This window comes from Castellaniella denitrificans (assembly GCF_042653765.1).
Taxonomy (GTDB): Bacteria; Pseudomonadota; Gammaproteobacteria; order Burkholderiales; family Burkholderiaceae_B; genus Castellaniella; species Castellaniella denitrificans.
Map to the genome: position 1 here is coordinate 207,213 of NZ_JBHSEZ010000001.1, position 17,725 is coordinate 224,937.

Sequence of the window (17,725 nt, forward strand, 5' to 3'; positions counted from 1 at the left end):
GTAATTCACTTGCCATGGACACCCCCGCCCTCCTCTCCCCGCAGCCCGTCGTCTGCCGGCACGTCGAAGCCCCGGCGCGCTGCGGCTTTCCCAGCCCGGCCGAGGACCACGCGCAGAAGCGGATCGACCTGAACACCGTCCTGATCCCACATCCCGAAGCCACCTTCTACATGCGCGCCCGGGGCGAATCCATGCGCGACGCCGGCATCGGCGACGGCGATTCCCTGATCGTGGACCGCGCCCTGGAAGCCCGGCATGGCGACATCGTCGTGGCCGTCGTCGACGGCGACTTCACCGTCAAGACCCTGCACCGCCAGGACGGCCGGATACGCCTGCGGGCGGCCAACCCCGCCTTCACGGACATCGTGCCGCGCCACGGCCAGGAACTGGCCATCTGGGGAGTCGTCACATGGGTGCTCAAGCCCGTCGGCCGCCACCACGCATCGCGCTGATCGACGGCAACAGCTTCTATTGCGCCTGCGAGCGGGTCCTGCGCCCCTCGCTGGAAGGCAGGCCCGTCATCGTGCTGTCCAACAACGACGGCTGCGCCATCGCCCGCACGGCCGAAGCCAAGGCCATGGGCATCCCCATGGGCGCTCCCTGGTTCAAGATCCAGCACCTGCAGGCCCGGGGGCTAGTCGCCATTTCCGCCAACTTCGCCCTATATGGCGACATGAGCGACCGCATGATGCGCGTCATCGGCCAGTTCTCCCCCGCCCAGGAAATCTATTCCATCGACGAATGCTTCCTGGACCTGACCGGCCTGCCCGGCACGGGCCGCGACATCGGCACGCAAATCCGCCAGCGCGTGCTGCGCTGGGTCGGCATCCCCACCTGTGTCGGCATCGGCGCCACCAAGACCCTGGCCAAGCTCGCCAACCACCTGGCCAAGTCCCTGCCGCGCCTGCAGGGCATCTGCGACCTGTCCGGCCTGGGTCCCTCGGAACTGATGCGCGCCATCCGCCACGTGCCCATCAGGGACGTCTGGGGCGTCGGCCGCCGGCTGGCGCCCAGCCTGGAGGCGCAGGGCATCCGCACGGCCGCCGACCTGGCGCTGGCCGACCGCCACGCGCTGCGGCGTCGATACTCCATCATCCTGGCCAAGACCGCCCAGGAACTATGCGGCGAACCCGCCATCGACTGGGAAGACGCGCCGCCCCCGAAGCAGCAGGTCATGTCCACCCGCAGCTTCGGCCTGCCCGTGCGCGACCTGGCCGAACTGGAACAGGCCGTCAGTCTCTTCACCAGCCGCGCCGCCGAGAAACTGCGCCTGCAGCATTCCCATGCGGCCGCCGTGCAGGTTTATATTCGGACCAGCCGTTTCGGCACCGGGCCGCGGCACGCGGACAGCGCCGTCGTGCCGCTGGATTCGCCCACGGACAGCACCCCCGCGCTGCTGCGGGCCGCACTGAGCGGGTTGCGGTCGGTGTTCCAGCCGGGATTCGACTATGCCAAGGCAGGGGTGTGTCTGCTGGACGTACGGCCGGCGGCGCCGGTTTCGATGCAGGGGGAACTGTTCGGACTGGATCCCCTGGCGGACGATGCCGCCCGGGCGGGGCGGGCCATGGCGGCGATGGATGCGCTCAACCAGCGGTTCGGGAGCCGGATGATCCAGCTGGCCAGCGCCTTGCACAAACCGGATGCGCGGTGGTTGATGCGACAGGCGCACCGGTCGCCGAGTTATACGACAGAGTGGAGGGATGTGGTGGAGGCGGGGTGATGAAAAGACACCTCCTCACCCCCTCAACGCCCGCTCCACCCCCGCCACATCGATCTTCCCCATCTTCATCATCGCCTCGAACGCGCGCCGGGCCGCCGCGCGGTCCGGATTCTTCAGCGCGTCCGTCAGCACCCGGGGCGTGATCTGCCAGGAAATCCCCCATTTGTCCTTGCACCAGCCGCAGACGCTTTCCTGGCCGCCATTGCCGACGATGGCGTTCCACAGGCGGTCGGTCTCGGCCTGGTCGTCGGTCGCGACCTGGAACGAAAACGACTCGTTGTGGCTGAATTCCGGACCGCCGTTCAGCCCCAGGCAGGGGATGCCCATGACGGTGAACTCGACCGTCAGGACGTCGCCTTCCTTTCCGGAAGGATAGTCGCCGGGGGCATGCACGACGTTGCCCACGGCGCTGTCCGGAAAGGTCTCCGCATAGAACCGGGCCACCTCCAGGGCGGCACCGTCATACCAGAGGCAGATCGTGTTCTTGCTGGCCATCTCTCGCTCCTGATCAATCGCGCGCCTGATCCACACATGCCGCGGCGGCGTGTCGCCGGGGCAGAACCCGCCTCACGCCCACTCGCGGCATGCCGCACAAGCGACGCACGGCCGGCTTGAAAACCTAACACCCGGCCGCCCCGCTCCCCGACGCATGCCGCGCCTGCAGCGTCAGGATCCTGGCCACCGCCGCGTGGTCGGCGACGGCGGCATCCATCATGGCCGCCACGTCGGCCTTCAGGGCCGTGCGCGACCCGCCGTCCAGGTAGATCATGTGCCCGGAGGGGTAGCAGCGCGTCGTCAGGTTCCCGCGCAGGGCCGGATCGACCAGGGGCATGTCCCGCAGGTCCATCTCGGTCTGGAAAAAGGGCGTGACGAAGTCGTAATAGCCATTGGCGGACAGTACCTTCAGGTCCACGTTCAGGCTCATCGTCGCCGCCAGGTCGCCGGCCGTGTACAGCACGACGTTCCCCTGGTCGTCCATGCCCTTCTGCGCGCCCGTAGGGTCCACGTGATGGAAGTCCCAGTGCTGGAACGCCTGGTCGTTGAGGTCGGTGAAGGACGAAGCGGATGTGAATTTCAATTCATCATTCAGGTAGTGGTGCCACATGGCCGTGTACACGCCCGATACGGCCGTCATGGCCGGATCGTTGCCGCCCGAGTTGGGCGAGATGTGGCGGGCGATCCCCGTGTCGATGCCGGTCGCGCGGCCGTCGTACGCGCCGATCGCGCGGCCCTGGGCGCGCAGCAACTGGAGCAGGAACAGGGTGCGGCCCTCGCCATCCCCGGCGGCGATGTCCAGGTGCCAGGACATGAGCGTCGGCTTGTCGATTCCGGTGTACTGGCTCAGCCGCTCCAGCGTATCCGCCGCCACGTCGGGATAGGCCCGCAAGGCCTTGGCGTAATCGCCCTGCGCGAAGGCGCGGACCGCGTCCATCAAGGCGGGGAGTTCATCCGGCGCGGGCCGCAGGCCCAGCCTGTGGTGATACCAGGCATCCGCCGCCGCGGTCGGCAGCGCCCCGACGGGATTGCCGGCGCGCGTGTAGTCCAGGATCGAGGACTGCAGGGTCACGCCGTTGAGGTCCACGCCATCCTCGTGCAGGGCATAGGACAGCACGGCGCTGCGGGCCGTGCCGTAGGATTCGCCGAACAGGAACTTGGGGGAGTTCCAGCGGTCGTACTCGGTCAGGTAGCGCTTGATGAACTGCTTCAGCGAGGCGGCGTCCTGGTCCACGCCCCAGAAATCGCGGTTCTTCCACGGCGCGATGGCCGCCGAATAGCCCGTCCCGACCGGATTGATGAACACCAGGTCGCTGCGGTCGAGCAGGCTGTCGGTATTGTCTTCCAGCGTGTAGGGCGCGGGCGGCGTGAAGTCCGGCATGGACGTCCGGATGCGCCGGGGCGCGAACGAGCCCAGCAGCACGAAGACCGACGACGAGCCCGGCCCGCCGTTGTAGAAGAAGGTGACCGGCCGCTCGTGCGCCGCGTCGCCGTCCAGGGTGAAGGCGACGTAGAAGATCTTCGCGCTGGGGCGCGAACTGCCGGAGTCCACGGCGACCAGGTGGCCGGCCCGGGCCGTGTAGGCCAGCGTCCGGCCGTCCAGGCGCAGTTCGTGATGGGTCACCGCGGCGCGTTCCGTCGCATCCGTCACGGAATCGTCCGGGCCATTGCCGTAGGCCGTCGGATCGAAATAGGGCTGGGCTTTCATTTCGCACCCCCTGAGAGCGCCTTCCCCGCTTTTCATCCCCTCGGCCCATTTAACCGCGGGATCCCGGACGAGGCAAGCGCGGCAATGGGGGCATGGGCCTCTTCGGTCCTCGCATCGGGCCGGACAGGGCTGCTACATTGGGCGGCGCGTCACGGACAAGAATGCCGCGACGCCGGAGCCGGACACAAGGCCCGCCGCATGCCCGGATCGTCCAGTCCTCCGAGGACGACCCATCCAACCCCTCGCAGAGAAACATCAATGTTCATCGTCTCGATCACCTACACCGCCCCGCTCGAAGCCATCGACGCCGCCCTGCCGGAACACGTGGCGTTCCTGGACCGCCACTACGCGGCCGGCGTCTTCATCGCCTCAGGCAGAAAAGTCCCCAGGACGGGGGGCGTCATCCTGGCCGCCACGTCCGGCAAAGACGCGCTGTCCGCGATCCTGGCCGAGGATCCGTTCTCCCGGAAGGACCTCGCCACCTACCGGATCGAAGAATTCATTCCTTCCAAGTCGAGCCCGGAGATCCAGAGGTTCTTCGATTCCGGAAACTGACGGAGGGGCATCGGCTCGGCAAGCAGCCGGGCAGGCTACGTCGTACGTCGCCGATACCGACGGCTATCTCGTGGAAAGCTGCTCGCCGGTCCTGTAGCCCCAAGAAAGCCTATGACCAGGCCAAACGGCCGGCCCATGGGTTTCATGGCCTGAACATGGTGCCGCGGGGCGCGGGATATCGCCCGACAGGGGCAAAAAAAACCCAACCGCCAAGGGTTGGGTTTCAGGTGACTGGTGGAGCCGGGGGGAATTGAACCCCCGTCCGCAAGCCCTCCGCAAGTAGCTCTACATACTTAGTCGGCCTATTTTGAGTTTTAACCTTGGATCATGCCGGACGACAGGCCCTTCCTCGGCGATTCGCACTGATTTAAGATCCGACCCAGCGACCTGGTCGAACCCGATTCCCTGTAGATGACGCTGCTGTGGGTTTGACCCCACCCGACCCAGGGACCAGTCGGTGCAGCGGCTCACCGCTTAAGCGGCCAGAGCGAAACGCTCGTCGTTGGCGTTTGTAGTTTTCCAGTGGATTTACGAGCGTACTGGTGCTCGGTATGCACTATCCTGTTTTGCGACCCACGTCGAAGCCAAATCGGCCCCAGGACTCTTCATTGTACCGGCATTTTTCGGATAATGAAATTACAATCGGGGCCCATGAGGACGTTTCACCACACTCCCCCCGCCCCGCCGGCCGCCCCATCCAGGATCCCGCCATGCTGCGCTGGCTGATGGGGCGCGACGCCCATGACCGGGAACTGGACCAGGTCCTGGAATCGCTGGACACGCGCGTCTGGCCGCCCCTGCTGGCGCGGCATGGATTCCTGCGCGGCCTGGACGAGCGGGAAACCGAGACGCTGCGCCGGCACACGGCCTGGATCCTGGCGAACAAGTCCTTCCACGGCGCCCACGGCCTGCGGGTGACGCCCGACATGCGCCGCTCGATCGCGGTCCAGGCCGCCCTGCCGATCCTCGGGCTGGACACGTCGCTGTACCGGGGCTGGACGCAGATCGTGGTCTACCCGGGTGGCTTCCTGGTGCCGCGCGCGGAAACCGACGAGGCGGGCGTGGTCCACGAATACGTGCAGGAAACGTCAGGAGAATCCTGGGAGGGCGGTCCGGTGATCCTGTCCTGGGAAGACGCGCGCGCCGGGACGGACGCGCAGGCGAACGTGGTGATCCACGAATTCGCCCACAAGCTCGACCAGCGCGACGGGGGCGCGGACGGCATGCCGGGGCTGCGCGCGCATCGGGACCTGGATCCGCGCCATTGGCGCAAGGTCCTCGACCGGACCTTCGACGATTTCAGCGACTGGGTGGACGAGGTGGAATCGCTCATCCCGCCCGACGTGGATCCGGAATCCGACGAGGCCGCCGGATGGTACGCGGAACTGCCGCTGGATCCCTACGCGGCGCAGGATCCGGCGGAATTCTTCGCGGTCAGTTCGGAAAGCTTCTTCATCGAGCCCTGGGCCATGGCGGCGGCCTGGCCGGACTGGTACGCGCTGCTGGTGCGGTATTATCGGCAGGATCCCCTGCGGCGCCTGGAAGGCGCTGGCGTACCGCGCCCCGTGCGCCCCTGACGCCGGCAAGCCGGCCGGCGGGCCCGGGGCGAAACGAACGCCCCGCCCGGGGCGCTCCCTCATCGGAAGGACCCCGAACATGGACATCACGCTCACGGCCGCCGACGGCCATTCGTTCACCGCCTACCTGTGCGGCCCGGAAGACGCCCGGGTCGGCGTCGTGGTGCTGCCGGAAATCTTCGGCATCAACGCGCACATCCGCCAGATGGCGGACCGCTTCGCGGCCCAGGGCTACCGGGCGATCTGCCCGTCCTTGTTCGACCGGGCGACGGACGGCGAGGCCGGCCTGCGGCTGGACTACGACGCCGCGGGGCGGGATCGCGGCCTGGCCCTGCGCAAGCGGATCGAGGACGCGGACGCCCTGCTGGACATCGAGGCGGCCGCCGCCGCGTTGAAGGGCCAGGCGGTGCGCCTGGTAACCGGCTATTGCTGGGGCGGCTATCTGTCCTGGCGCGCCGCCTGCCTGAGCGACACTTTCGCCGCCGCCTCCTGCTGGTACGGCGGGGGCATCGCGCGCCACGCCCACGATACGCCCCGCATCCCGGTGCAGATGCACTTCGGCGGCAAGGACGGCTCGATCCCGATGTCGGACGTGGAGGCGATCCGGGCGGCGCAGCCCGGCCTGCCGATCCACGTCTACCCGGAAGCCGGCCACGCGTTCGGGCGCGAAGGCACGGCGGCCCACCACCCGGCCTCGGCGGCGCTGGCCTGGGAACGGACGCTGGCGTTCTTCGCCGATCATTCGGCGTGAAGCGGCCCGGGCGCCCCGGGCCGCGATCCGCAGTCCCGACGCCCTTGCGCAACAAACGTGAACAGTTGTTCCCACAAGGCCGCAAAGCCGCGCGCCCGTAGCCTTTTGAATCGACTGTCCGCGATGCATCCACAATCCCGCCGCCCGGACGGGCCACAATGGGGCACCTCGATCCGCAGGACAATCACATGAAAAATAGCCCCTACGCTGCGCCTTCGGCTTGCTGCCCCCCGAGGGGGCGCTTTTCATCTTGGGGCGGCCCGGCGATGAAAAAAAGCATCGTTGCGGCAGCCCTGATCGCCGGCGCGCTGATGGCGGGCCCCGCCGCCCACGCGGGCGACGTGGACGTCGGCATCTCCATCGGCATCCCCGGCTTCATCTGGGGCGGTCCGGCCTACTACCCGCCTCCGCCGCCGCGCTACTACCACCGCCCGCGCGTGGTCGTGGTGCCCGAACCCGTCTACGTGCCCGGCCCCGGCTACCGCCAGGGCTGGGTGGATCGCGGCCATTACGACCGCCATCAGCGCAAGTACTGGAAGGAAGGCTGGAAACACGACCGGGGCCATCGCGGCCGCGGCTGGGACGACTGACTCAGGCGGCCTCGGCAACGGTCTCGGCCGCCCGCAGGCGCCGCGCATGGACGGCCAGCGCGGCCAGCAGCTTGTCCAGCCCCTCGCGGACGACGCCGTCCGTCAGTTCGCCGTCGGCGGAAAACTTCTCGTGGGCGGCGGAAACGAACAATTCGGGCTTGTTCAAGGGGTGCAGGTCCAGATAGACCAGCACCTGGCGCAGGTGGTATTGCGCCCGCGCGCCGCCCAGGCCGCCCATGGACGCGCTGGCGATGGCCGCGGGCTTGCCCTGGAAGGGCGCCTCGGGCACGCGCGACAGCCAGTCGATGGCGTTCTTCAGCACGCCCGGGATCGAGTAGTTGTATTCCGGCGTGGCGATCAGGAACGCATCGGCCCGGGCCGCCTGGGCGGCCAGGCGCTGGACGGACGCCGGGAAACCCTGGGCCTGCGTGTCGCCGTTGTACAGCGGCACGTCGGACAGGTCGGCGATCTCGATGTCCATGCCCTCCGGGGCCTGCCGCCGCGCCTGTTCGAGCAGCAGATGATTGTAGGAACCCTGGCGCAGGCTGCCGCCGATGGCGAGAATGCGAATGGACATGATTGACTCCTATGGTCGATGAAGTGCGTCGAGACCCCGCCCGTCCGGAGCGGGGCCGATGAAAATAGGGAGGAATCGGCGGCCGGTGCGGAAGCCCGGCCGCCATGCGGCTCACTGCGCCAGCACGCCGTCCCGGTAATCGCGCAGGGCCTGCTCGATTTCCTCGGGGGTGTTCATGACGAAGGGGCCGTACTGGACGACGGGCTCGTTCAGCGGCTTGCCGGCCAGCAGCAGGACCCGCGCGCCGTCGGCGCCCTTCGGCACCGCGGCAATATGCAGGGTGTCGCCCTGCGCGCCGAACCAGACGGTGTGCCCTGGTTCGACGGCCCGGCCGCCGGCATCCAGCCGCCCTTCGAACACGTACAGCAGGACTTGGTGGGTCGCCGGGATCGGGATGTCCACCGGCTGCCCCGCCATGACGCGGACGTCGGCGATCAGCGGCTGGGTGGCGGGATTCGCCTGGCCCGGCCCCCGCAGCGGGCAGGTCGCCCAGGGAATGGTGCCGGCGATCACCTTGATGAAGCCGCCTTCGGGCAGTTCGGCCGCCGCGAGCGAATCGGCCGGAATGTCGCGATAGTGCGCGGGCTGCATCTTGTCCGCGGCCGGCAGATTCAGCCAGATCTGGAAGCCGCGCAGCAGGCCGTTTTCCTGCTGGGGCATTTCCTCGTGGACGATGCCGCGCCCGGCGGTCATCCATTGCACGCCCCCGGCCTTCAGGTCGCCTTCGTTGCCCAGATGGTCGCGATGGCGCATGTGGCCGTCGACGATGTAGGTCACGGTCTCGAAGCCGCGATGCGGATGCGGCGGAAAACCCGCGACGTAGTCGTCCGGATCGTCGGAGGAAAACGCGTCCAGCATCAGGAAGGGATCCATGCGGAACTGCCGCTGCTGCCCCAGGGCGCGCAGCAGGCGCACGCCCGCGCCGTCCTGGGTGGGCTGGGCGGGAAGGATCCGGGTGACGGCTCGATGGGACATGATCGGCTCCAATGATGGGTTGCCGTCATTATGAGATCATATAATTGGATTAACAACAGTAAAAATCCAGGCTTTTTGATCTATAAATTCGATATGAATGACATCATCCCGATCGCCTGGTGGCAGGCGCTGCTGGCCGTGGTCGACCAGGGCGGCTACGCGCAGGCCGCCGAATTCCTGGGAAAGAGCCAGTCCGCCGTCAGCTATTCCATCCAGCGGCTCGAAGACCACCTGGGCCTGCGCGTATTCCGGACGGAGGGCCGGCGCGCCGTGCCCACTCCGGCCGGCCAGGTCCTGCTGCGGCGCGCCCGTTTGCTGGTCGACCATGCCCAAAACCTGGAATCGGCGGCGCGCGAACTGGCCGCCGGCCGCGAATCGCTACTGCGCCTGGCGGTAGACGCCCTGTTCCCGGAATGGCTGCTGCTGCGGGCCCTGGCCGTGTTCGGCGCGGACTGCGGTTCGACCCGGATCGAAGTCCTGGAGACCGTCCTCAGCGGCACCGACGAGGCCCTGGCGCGCCGCGAGGCCGACCTGGTCGTCACGCCCCGCATTCCCCAGGGCTTCAGCGGCGAACCCCTGCTGCGGGTCCGCTTCGTGGCGGTCGCCGCGCCCGGCCATGCCTTGCACGCCCTGGGGCGGCCGGTCGAATGGGCCGACCTGCGCCAGCACCGGCAACTGGTGGTGCGGGATTCGGGAACGCGGCGCCAGGACGCCGGCTGGCTGGATGCCGAGCAGCGCTGGACCTTCGCCCACATGGCCGGATCCATCCGCGCCGCCTGCGCTGGCCTGGGCTTCGCCTGGTACCCCGAACTGCGCATCCGCGAAGAACTGGCCGACGGTCGGCTGCGGCCCCTGCCGCTGGCCGAGGGCCGCCACCGCTACGCCACGCTGTACCGGGTGTTCGCCCGGCCGGAATTCCCCGGCCCGGCCTGCCGGGAACTGGCCGACGTCCTGGAGCGCCTGACCCGGGAACAGGCCGGAGACGCGGCGATCCTGGAATGACCGGGACCGCGCCCGGGACCGCGGATCAAAGCCCGACGTTGTCCTTTTCCAGGACCTGTTCGGCGCGGTAGCTGGACCGCACCAGCGCGCCGGAGACGACTTCGCGGAAGCCCTTGGACAGGCCCAGGTCGCGGTAGGCGCGGAACTGCTCGGGCGTGACGAAGCGGCGCACCGGCAGGTGGTTGGCCGTGGGCCGCATGTACTGGCCGAAGGTCAGGATGTCGACGTGGGCGGCGCGGATGTCATCCATCGCCTGCTCGATTTCCTCGTCGGTCTCGCCCAGGCCCAGCATGATGCTGGTCTTGGTCAGGGTGTGCGGCGCGTAGGCCTTGGCGTGGGCCAGCACGTCCAGGGTCTGGCGGTAGCCGGCGCGCGCGTCGCGCACCACATGGGTCAGGCGTTCCACGGTTTCCACGTTCTGGGCGAAGGTGGTCAGGCCGGCGTCCAGGATCTTTTCCACGCAGCCGTGGTCGCCCCGGAAGTCGGGGGTCAGGGCCTCGACCGCCGTCTTCGGCGAACGTTCGTGGATGGCGCGGATACAGGCGGCGTAGTGGCCCGCTCCGCCGTCGATCAGGTCGTCGCGGTCGACCGAGGTGAGCACCACGTATTTCAGCTGCATCAGCGCCACCGCGTCGGCCACGCTCTCCGGCTCGCCGTGGTCCAGCCAGCCGTGGGGATTGCCGGTGCTGACGGCGCAGAACTTGCAGGCCCGCGTACAGACCGAGCCCATCAGCATCAGGGTCGCCGTGCCCCGCCCCCAGCATTCGGCGATGTTGGGGCACTTGGATTCGGCGCAGACCGTGTTCAGCTTGTGCGTCTCGACGATCTCGCGGACTTCCTGGTAGCGCGCGCCCGACGGGATGCGCACCCGCAGCCAGGAAGGCTTGGGCGCGGAATCGGGGATTTCGGTGAGCTCGCTGGGCCGCATGCCGTCCTTGACGGCCTTGGTGCCTTGCGGACTGATGAATTTCGACCCCGAACGGGCGCGGATGATGGGGACTTCGGTCGTCATGGAAAACCTGCGGGAAATGGTCGGAATCGGGCGCCCGTCACCCCCGGCGGACGCCTGTGCGGATAGTACCACGCGCCCCCGCGAGAACCGCCGCACCCGACCCGGCGATGCGGCCATAGGGATTATTCCGGACTGTTTCGGACTGTTTCGCAACACTGCCCGGCCCGGTATACTCCCCGCCATGTTGCCGGCCCCGCCCCCGAAGATCCCCCTGCTCGCCCGCCCGCCCGGCACCGCCCTGGCGCTGCTGTGCCTGCTGGGCATGGCCGCGCTCTGGACGACGCTGTGCGCCCTCAGCCATTCCGCTCCCGACCTGGACGGGATGGAGGAACTCGTCTGGGCGGCCAGCCTGGAACTGGGCTATCCCAAGCATCCGCCCCTGCCCTCGTGGTTCATGCACGTGGCCACGGAACTGCTGGGCCGGCCCGTGTGGCTGCCTTTCCTGATGGGGCAGGCCTTCTCGGCGCTGGGGCTGTGGTTCGTGTGGAAGCTGGGCCGCGACATCACCACGCCCCACCGGGCGCTGATCGCCACCCTGCTGGTCTCGGTGACCGCCTATTTCTCGCTGCGCGGCACGATCTACAACCACAACACGGCGCAGCTCTGGTCGATCGCCGCCTCGATCTGGCTGTTCCACCGGGCGCTGCGCGGCGGCCGGATGCGCGACTGGGCGCTGCTGGGCGCGGTCGGCGGCCTGGCGATGCTGACCAAGTACAGCGCCCTGATCCAGTTCGCCGCCTTCTTCCTGTATGCGCTGCGCAGCGGCGCCCTGCGCCGCCCGGACACCTGGCGCGGCATCGCCGTCGCCGCCCTGGCCTTCCTGGTCGTGCTGAGCCCGCACCTGTGGTGGCTGGACCAGCACCGGTTCGAGCCGCTGCGCTACGCCGACGCCTCGCTGCAGGCGGGCGGCCGGCTGGCCGCCCTGAAGGACCTGCTGGACTTCACCCTGGACCAGGCCGGGCGCCTGGCGCCCATGGCGCTGGCGCTCGCCGCCTGGACCCTGTGGCGCAAGCGCCGGGGCGACCGGGCCCCGGGCCACGCGGCCAACGATGAATGCTTCGCGGGGACGGTCGCCGCCCCGCGCTACTGGCACGATCTGGCCCCCGAGGACCGGCAATTCCTGCTGTGGGTCGGCCTGGGACCCTTTCTCAGCACGGTGCTGGTCTCGGTGGCCCTGGGCTCGCGGCTGGAGGCTTCCTGGGCCAGCACCTTCTTCGTGCTGTTCGGCTTCTACGGACTGGGCTGGCTGCGCGGCCCCGAGGCGGTGCAGCTGCGCCGCATCCTGATCCTGGCGGCGGCGCTGCATGTCCTGATGGCCGTCGGCTACGCCGCCGCCCGGGGGCCGATCGCCCACCTGACGGGCTACGCCGCCCGCTCCACCTACCCCGGACCGGAGCTGGCTGCGCACGCGCTGCGGCACTGGCGGGATCATCAGCCGGGAAGGCCCCTGCGCGTGGTGGTCTCGAACACCTGGCTGGGCGGCAACATCGCCGTGCACATCGGCCCCGAGGCCCAGGTCTGGATCGACGCCAGCGACGAGCACTCCCCCTGGTTCGCGCCGGGAACCGCCCTGCGCTGCGGCGCGCTGGTCGCCTATAGCGGGAATGGGCGCGCCGTGCCTGCCCCCGCCGTGCGGGCGCTGGTCGATGCGGCGCCCTGGAAAGGCGTGGACGAAGTGCCCTGGTCCGGCCCCAAGGGGCCGGTGATCGACCTGCATTGGGCCGTGCTGCCCGCCACACCCGACTGCCTGAAGGGCGACCAGGCGGGCGCCGAATAACCGGACAGCGGGCGGGTCAGAAGGCGAAATGCCCGCCCGGCCGCAAGTCCGTGCCGTTGGCCAGCAGCGGCTCGAAATCGATGGGCGCCAGGGGCCGGGCGAACAGGTAGCCCTGGCCGTAGTCGCAGCCGGCGGCGGCCAGCAGCTCGTACTGCTCGCGCGACTCGATGCCTTCGGCCACCACGCGCAGGCCCAGCTTGTGCGCCAGCAGGATGACAGCCTCGCACAAGGCCAGGTCGGGGCCGTCCGGACTGAGATTGGCCACGAAGGACTGGTCGATCTTGAGGAAATCGATGTTGAACTTGCGCAGGTAGGACAGCGAGGAATAGCCGGTGCCGAAGTCGTCGAGCGCGACCTGCATCCCGGCGTCGCGGAAGGCGTCCAGTTGGCGCTGAATGCGCACGTCGCCGGAATCGATCAGCAGGCCTTCGGTGATTTCGACGATGACCTGGCGCGGCGACAGGCCCAGGGTGTCCAGGTGGCTGCGCCAGAAGGCGTGGTCCAGGCCCTCGTGGCGCAGCTGCGCCGGGGAGATGTTGACGCTGACCTGGATGTCCAGCCCGTACTGGCGGCGCCATTCGGCCACCTGGCGGGTGGCCTCGCAGAACACCCAGTCGCCGATGGGGCGGATGATGCCGGTTTCCTCGGCCAGGGGAATGAATTCGCTGGGCGACACCAGCCCCCGCACTGGATGATGCCAGCGCAGCAGGGTCTCGGCCTTGACGATGCGGCCGCTGGCCAGGTCGACGATGGGCTGGAAATCCAGCGAGAACTGGCTCTGGTCCAGCGCCAGGTGCAGGTCGTTGACCAGCCGCATGCGGGTCTGGGCCTGCTCCTGCATCGACAGCGTGAAGTAGCAGCTGCGGTTGCGGCCCTCGGCCTTGGCGGCATACATGGCCTGGTCGGCATTGTTCAGCAGGGATTCGGCGTCGGCGGCGTCGTCGGGGTAGAAGGTGATGCCGATGCTGGTGGAAATGAAGACGGTCTCGACCCCCAGGCGGAAGGGCTCGGCCAGCCTGCGCAGGATGTTGCGGGTCAGGCGCTCGACGTCGCGCGGTTCGCGGATGTCGTCCAGCAGGACCGTGAATTCGTCGCCGCCCAGCCGGGCCACGGTGTCGCTCTGGCGCACGCAGCCGCTGAGCCGCCGTGCGGCTTCCTTGAGCAGTTCGTCGCCCATGGCGTGGCCCAGGGTGTCGTTGATTTCCTTGAAGCGGTCCAGGTCCAGGAACAGCAGCCCCGTGCGGCTGCCGGTGCGCCGCGACTTGCGGATGCTCTGTTCCAGGCGGTCGTGGAACATCTGCCGGTTGGGCAGGTCGGTCAGGCGGTCGAAATTGGCCTGCTTCCAGATGATGGCTTCGGCCTGCTTGATCTCGGCGATGTTGGAGAAGATCATCACCCGGCGGTGGACCTCGCCGTCCGCGCCGTAGGACGTGTTGATGCTGAGCCACTCGGGGTAGAGCTCGCCGTTGGCGTGCTGGCCCCAGTGCTCGCCCTGCCAGCTGCCGGTCTCCATCACCGTGCGCCACATGGTCCGGTAGAACTCCCGGTCGTGGCAGGGGGAATTCAGGCAGCGGACGTGCCGGCCGATGACCTCGGATTCGGGACGACCCCGCAGCTTCACGAACGCCGGATTGACGTCCAGGATGAAGCCCTTGGGGTCCAGCACCAGCATGCCTTCGCTGGTGCTGCGGTAGACGAGCGAAGCCAGCTCGGCCTGGCGGTCGGTGTCGGGCAGGCCCGCCTTGCGCGGACGCATGACGTACAGATGGCTGTGGCCGGTGGGCGACGGGATGTGCGTGGCGGCGCCCGCCAGCATCATGGGCTGGCGCTGGCGGTCCAGGCCCTGCCCCCGCCACGGCAGGGTGTTGCGCGTGCCGGGCTGGCGCAGCCGCAGGTTGATTTCGCCGACGTCGGGCAGCAGGGCCTCGACGCCCAGCCCGATGGCCGCGCCCTTGCGGTAGCCGAACAGGCGCTCGGCGCTGCGGTTCATGTAGACGATGACGCCGTGCGTGTCCGTCGCCAGGAAGGCGTCCTGGGAATAGTCCCCCAGCCGGATCAGGGCCAGGATGTGGGAACGGTCGGCGTGTTCGGACGGTAGCAATGCGGCGACGTCAGGACCGGGTTCCTGGACATAGAGGGGGACGGGGGGCTTGAGCAGGGGGAACATCACACGGGCGGGAGTGGATGTAGGTCAGTCGTCACGATGGAGTCCGCTGAAAAACCTGCAACTTATCGAGTTTTAACACGTCGGCATGGTTAGTCACCATCGGTATTATCCATGAGGGCGGCCGCGAATGCACGCCAACCCCACCCGCGTCAGGGGGCTTCGCCGAAGTATTCCTTAAACCGGTGGCCCAGCTTGCGCGCCTTGGTGCGCAGGTACTGCTCGTTGTAGGGATTGCGGTTGACCTGCAGCGGAATGTGCTCGGCGACCTGGATGCCCAGGTCCGCCAGTACGCGCTCCTTGCGCGGATTGTTGGTCATCAGGCGCACGCTGCGGATGCCGAAATGGTCCAGCATGGGCCGGCACAGGTCGTAGCGGCGCATGTCGGCCGGAAACCCCAGGCGTTCGTTGGCCTCGACCGTGTCGGCGCCCTCGTCCTGCAGCTGGTAGGCGCGGATCTTGTTCAGCAGCCCGATGCCGCGGCCTTCCTGGCGCAGGTACAGGAGGATGCCGCGTCCCTCTTCCGCGATGCGCTGCAGGGCGGCCTCGAGCTGGGCGCCGCAATCGCAGCGCTGGCTGAACAGGGCGTCGCCCGTCAGGCACTCGGAATGGATGCGCGCTAGCACCGGCTCGTCCCCGAACGGCTCGCCCAGCGTCAGGGCCACGTGCTCCTTGCCCGTGGCGGGCTCGGCGAAAGCGTGGATCCGGAAGACGGCCCAGGGCATGGGCAGCTGGCTGGAAGCGACATATTCGAGGATGCCGCCGTCCGCGGCGGGCGCGGAACCGGAAGGGGTGGACATGGGGAACGCGTCGTGGAGGGAATGGAACGGGCTATAGAGTAACACCCCGGCCACGCGCGGCGGCCCGGTACCGGCCCGGCGTGAGGCCGGTGGCGCGCAGGAACGCGCGGCTGAGGTGGCTGGCATTGCCGAAGCCGCATCGCGAGGCCACCCCGGCCAGATCGTCCCGGGACCGGGCCAGCAATGCGCGCGCGTGCGCCAGCCTGCGCCCCAGCACCCAGGCATGGGGCGGCTCGCCGAACGAGACGCGGAACATGCGCGCGAAATGATAGGTGGACAGGGCCGCCACGCCCGCCAGCTCGTCCAGCGTCAGGGCTTCGTCCAGGTGGGCGTCGATGTAATCCCGCACCCGGCGCCGCACGGCCGGCGCCAGCCCGCCCGAGCCGGCGGCCTCGCCGGAACGGCCGGTATCCCGCGCCAGCAGATGGTGCAGCACGGCCTCGGCGGCGCCGCTGGCGGCCAGCCGCCCGGCCGGCACGCCCCAGTCCGCGGCCAGCAGCGCGCGGCATGCCTGTTCCAGGAACGGGTCCCGGATGTACGTGCGATCGCGCAGTTCCAGTTCGCGGGGCTCACGGTCCAGCCGCATGACGGCTTCGCGCGCCAGGCGCCGGGGCGCGATGTACAGATGCAGGAAACGCACGTCCTCGTTCATGCTCCAGCGCGAACGATGCCGGTCGGGCAGCACGCAGAACTTGCCCGCCCCGCCGCGCAGATCGCGGTGGCCCAGGCGAAAGCAGGTCTCGCCGCCGCGCAGGTACAGCGACAGGGTATGGTGGCCGGGCATGTCGTAATCGATCAGGCCGCTGCCGACGCGCTGGTCGCGGCTCCACTGGGCCGCGGCCAGGCCTTCGCCCAGCGTGGCGGCGCGATCCAGCCCGACCCGGGCGTTCCGCAGTCGGTGGAACAGGATGAAATCGGACGGATCCGAGGCGAACGCGTTCATGATCCGCCCATCGTACGCCAGGCGGCGGGCCCGCGCGCGGGCCCTGGCCCCCCGGTCCGACAAATGCGCAAGAAACGGCAATCGGAAGGCCGGCCGCGCGACTAGACTACGACGCTCGGGGGACCGCGCCCCATCCGACGACGACCGCCATCATGAACGCATTCCTGTACCTGCTGACCGTACTGATCTGGGGCACTACCTGGATCGCCATCAAGCTGCAACTGGGGGTGGTCGCCATCCCGGTGTCGATCTTCTACCGCTTCGGTCTGGCCTCGGCGATCCTGCTGGCCGCCCTGTTCGCGCTGGGCCGCCTGCAGCGGCTGGACCGGCGCGGCCATGCGCTGTGCCTGGGCCAGGGCCTGTGCCTGTTCTGCCTGAACTTCCTGTGCTTCTACAGCGCCACGCAGTGGATCTCCAGCGGCCTGGTGTCGGTGGTGTTCTCGGCTTCCACCTTGTGGAACGCGCTGAACGCGCGCCTGTGGTTCGGCACGCGCATCGCGCCGCGCGTCGTGCTGGGCGGCGCCTTCGGGCTGGCCGGCCTGGCGCTGCTGTTCCAGCCCGAACTGGCCGGCCAGGCCGCCTCCCATGAAACGCTGCTGGGCCTGGGCCTGGCGCTGCTGGGCACGCTGTGCTTTTCCACCGGCAACATGCTGTCGTCGGTCCAGCAGCGCGCCGGCATCGGTCCGCTGACGGGCAACGCCTACAGCATGCTGTACGGGTCGCTGATCCTGCTGGCGGGCTGCGTGCTGACGGGCCAGCCCTTCGATTTCGACCCCTCGCCGGCCTACGCGGGGGCGCTGCTGTACCTGGCCATCTTCGGATCCGTCGTGGCGTTCACCGCCTACCTGACCCTGGTGGGCCGCATCGGGCCGGCGCGCACGGCCTACTGCACGGTGCTGTTCCCGGTGGTCGCCCTGAGCATCTCCTCCGTGGCCGAAGGATACCGGTGGACGCCGTACGCCGTGGCGGGGCTGGCGCTGGTGATCCTGGGCAACGTGCTGGTGTTCGCACGGCGCAAAAGAGAGGACGGACGCGGAACCCGCAAGGGCGGCATGGACAATGCGTCGTGAATGAAATTG

The 17,725-nt window shown here is 68.8% G+C and carries 16 protein-coding genes, 1 other RNA gene and 1 pseudogene; 9 read left to right on the plus strand and 9 right to left on the minus strand.

All coding sequences use genetic code 11. The features are described from left to right. Nucleotides 1-14: 14 nt before the first annotated feature. Nucleotides 15-452: a LexA family protein gene (locus ACFO27_RS01050; protein ID WP_376815623.1), complete on the plus strand. Its 438-nt coding sequence runs from the start codon at nucleotides 15-17 to the stop codon at nucleotides 450-452. After that, nucleotides 410-1,720: a Y-family DNA polymerase gene (locus ACFO27_RS01055; protein WP_376815624.1), complete on the plus strand. Its 1,311-nt coding sequence runs from the start codon at nucleotides 410-412 to the stop codon at nucleotides 1,718-1,720. Before ACFO27_RS01050 ends, ACFO27_RS01055 begins: the two co-directional genes overlap by 43 nt. A gap of 15 nt (nucleotides 1,721-1,735) precedes the next feature. On the opposite strand, the gene ACFO27_RS01060 is transcribed toward ACFO27_RS01055, so the two are convergent. Next, nucleotides 1,736-2,215 (minus strand): VOC family protein, encoded by a 480-nt coding sequence (locus ACFO27_RS01060; protein ID WP_376815625.1) that lies wholly within the window; start codon nucleotides 2,213-2,215, stop codon nucleotides 1,736-1,738. 124 nt (nucleotides 2,216-2,339) lie between these two features. Beyond that, nucleotides 2,340-3,914 (minus strand): annotated as a pseudogene (locus ACFO27_RS01065) (S10 family peptidase); the annotation flags it as partial. A 267-nt stretch (nucleotides 3,915-4,181) separates the two neighbouring features. Between ACFO27_RS01065 and ACFO27_RS01070 the strand changes: the two are divergent. Beyond that, nucleotides 4,182-4,478, plus strand: a complete 297-nt coding sequence (locus tag ACFO27_RS01070; RefSeq protein WP_376815626.1) for a YciI family protein — start codon at nucleotides 4,182-4,184, stop codon at nucleotides 4,476-4,478. Between the two features lie 232 nt (nucleotides 4,479-4,710). Here ACFO27_RS01070 and ssrA read toward each other — a convergent pair. Then, nucleotides 4,711-5,075, minus strand: a transfer-messenger RNA (tmRNA) gene (ssrA, locus tag ACFO27_RS01075). 113 nt (nucleotides 5,076-5,188) lie between these two features. Here ssrA and ACFO27_RS01080 point away from each other — a divergent pair. From ACFO27_RS01080 to ACFO27_RS01090, 3 genes are all read left to right on the plus strand, one after another. Next, on the plus strand, nucleotides 5,189-6,055 hold the full coding sequence (locus ACFO27_RS01080; protein WP_376815627.1) for a M90 family metallopeptidase: 867 nt from the start codon (nucleotides 5,189-5,191) through the stop codon (nucleotides 6,053-6,055). A 79-nt stretch (nucleotides 6,056-6,134) separates the two neighbouring features. Beyond that, complete coding sequence (locus ACFO27_RS01085) at nucleotides 6,135-6,806, plus strand: dienelactone hydrolase family protein (protein ID WP_376815628.1); 672 nt, start codon at nucleotides 6,135-6,137, stop codon at nucleotides 6,804-6,806. A 266-nt stretch (nucleotides 6,807-7,072) separates the two neighbouring features. Beyond that, nucleotides 7,073-7,396: a hypothetical protein gene (locus ACFO27_RS01090; protein ID WP_376815629.1), complete on the plus strand. Its 324-nt coding sequence runs from the start codon at nucleotides 7,073-7,075 to the stop codon at nucleotides 7,394-7,396. 1 nt (nucleotide 7,397) lies between these two features. On the opposite strand, the gene ACFO27_RS01095 is transcribed toward ACFO27_RS01090, so the two are convergent. Both ACFO27_RS01095 and ACFO27_RS01100 read right to left on the minus strand, forming a co-directional pair. Continuing rightward, nucleotides 7,398-7,973, minus strand: a complete 576-nt coding sequence (locus tag ACFO27_RS01095; RefSeq protein WP_323023838.1) for an NADPH-dependent FMN reductase — start codon at nucleotides 7,971-7,973, stop codon at nucleotides 7,398-7,400. Nucleotides 7,974-8,084: 111 nt separating this feature from the next. Beyond that, complete coding sequence (locus ACFO27_RS01100) at nucleotides 8,085-8,948, minus strand: pirin family protein (RefSeq protein ID WP_376815630.1); 864 nt, start codon at nucleotides 8,946-8,948, stop codon at nucleotides 8,085-8,087. Between the two features lie 93 nt (nucleotides 8,949-9,041). Between ACFO27_RS01100 and ACFO27_RS01105 the strand changes: the two genes are divergently transcribed. Continuing rightward, a complete protein-coding gene (locus ACFO27_RS01105; RefSeq protein WP_376815631.1) occupies nucleotides 9,042-9,950 on the plus strand; it encodes a LysR family transcriptional regulator in 909 nt (302 codons plus the stop codon). Nucleotides 9,951-9,975: 25 nt separating this feature from the next. On the opposite strand, the gene lipA is transcribed toward ACFO27_RS01105, so the two are convergent. Beyond that, nucleotides 9,976-10,962, minus strand: a complete 987-nt coding sequence (lipA, locus tag ACFO27_RS01110; RefSeq protein ID WP_376815632.1) for a lipoyl synthase — start codon at nucleotides 10,960-10,962, stop codon at nucleotides 9,976-9,978. Between the two features lie 181 nt (nucleotides 10,963-11,143). On the opposite strand from lipA, the gene ACFO27_RS01115 reads away from it, so the two are divergent. Next, on the plus strand, nucleotides 11,144-12,739 hold the full coding sequence (locus ACFO27_RS01115; RefSeq protein ID WP_376815633.1) for a glycosyltransferase family 39 protein: 1,596 nt from the start codon (nucleotides 11,144-11,146) through the stop codon (nucleotides 12,737-12,739). Nucleotides 12,740-12,755: 16 nt separating this feature from the next. On the opposite strand, the gene ACFO27_RS01120 is transcribed toward ACFO27_RS01115, so the two are convergent. The 3 genes from ACFO27_RS01120 to ACFO27_RS01130 all read right to left on the minus strand — a co-directional run bounded on the left by ACFO27_RS01120 (nucleotide 12,756) and on the right by ACFO27_RS01130 (nucleotide 16,646). Next, entirely contained in the window at nucleotides 12,756-14,906 is a 2,151-nt protein-coding gene (locus ACFO27_RS01120; RefSeq protein WP_376815634.1) for a putative bifunctional diguanylate cyclase/phosphodiesterase, read from the minus strand. A gap of 149 nt (nucleotides 14,907-15,055) precedes the next feature. Next, nucleotides 15,056-15,703, minus strand: coding sequence for a GTP cyclohydrolase II (gene ribA / locus ACFO27_RS01125; RefSeq protein WP_376815635.1), 648 nt, complete (start codon nucleotides 15,701-15,703; stop codon nucleotides 15,056-15,058). Nucleotides 15,704-15,734: 31 nt separating this feature from the next. Then, nucleotides 15,735-16,646, minus strand: a complete 912-nt coding sequence (locus ACFO27_RS01130) for an AraC family transcriptional regulator (RefSeq protein ID WP_376815636.1) — start codon at nucleotides 16,644-16,646, stop codon at nucleotides 15,735-15,737. A 152-nt stretch (nucleotides 16,647-16,798) separates the two neighbouring features. Here ACFO27_RS01130 and ACFO27_RS01135 point away from each other — a divergent pair, with 152 nt between their 5' ends. Beyond that, on the plus strand, nucleotides 16,799-17,716 hold the full coding sequence (locus tag ACFO27_RS01135; protein ID WP_376815637.1) for a DMT family transporter: 918 nt from the start codon (nucleotides 16,799-16,801) through the stop codon (nucleotides 17,714-17,716). Nucleotides 17,717-17,725 lie beyond the last annotated feature (9 nt).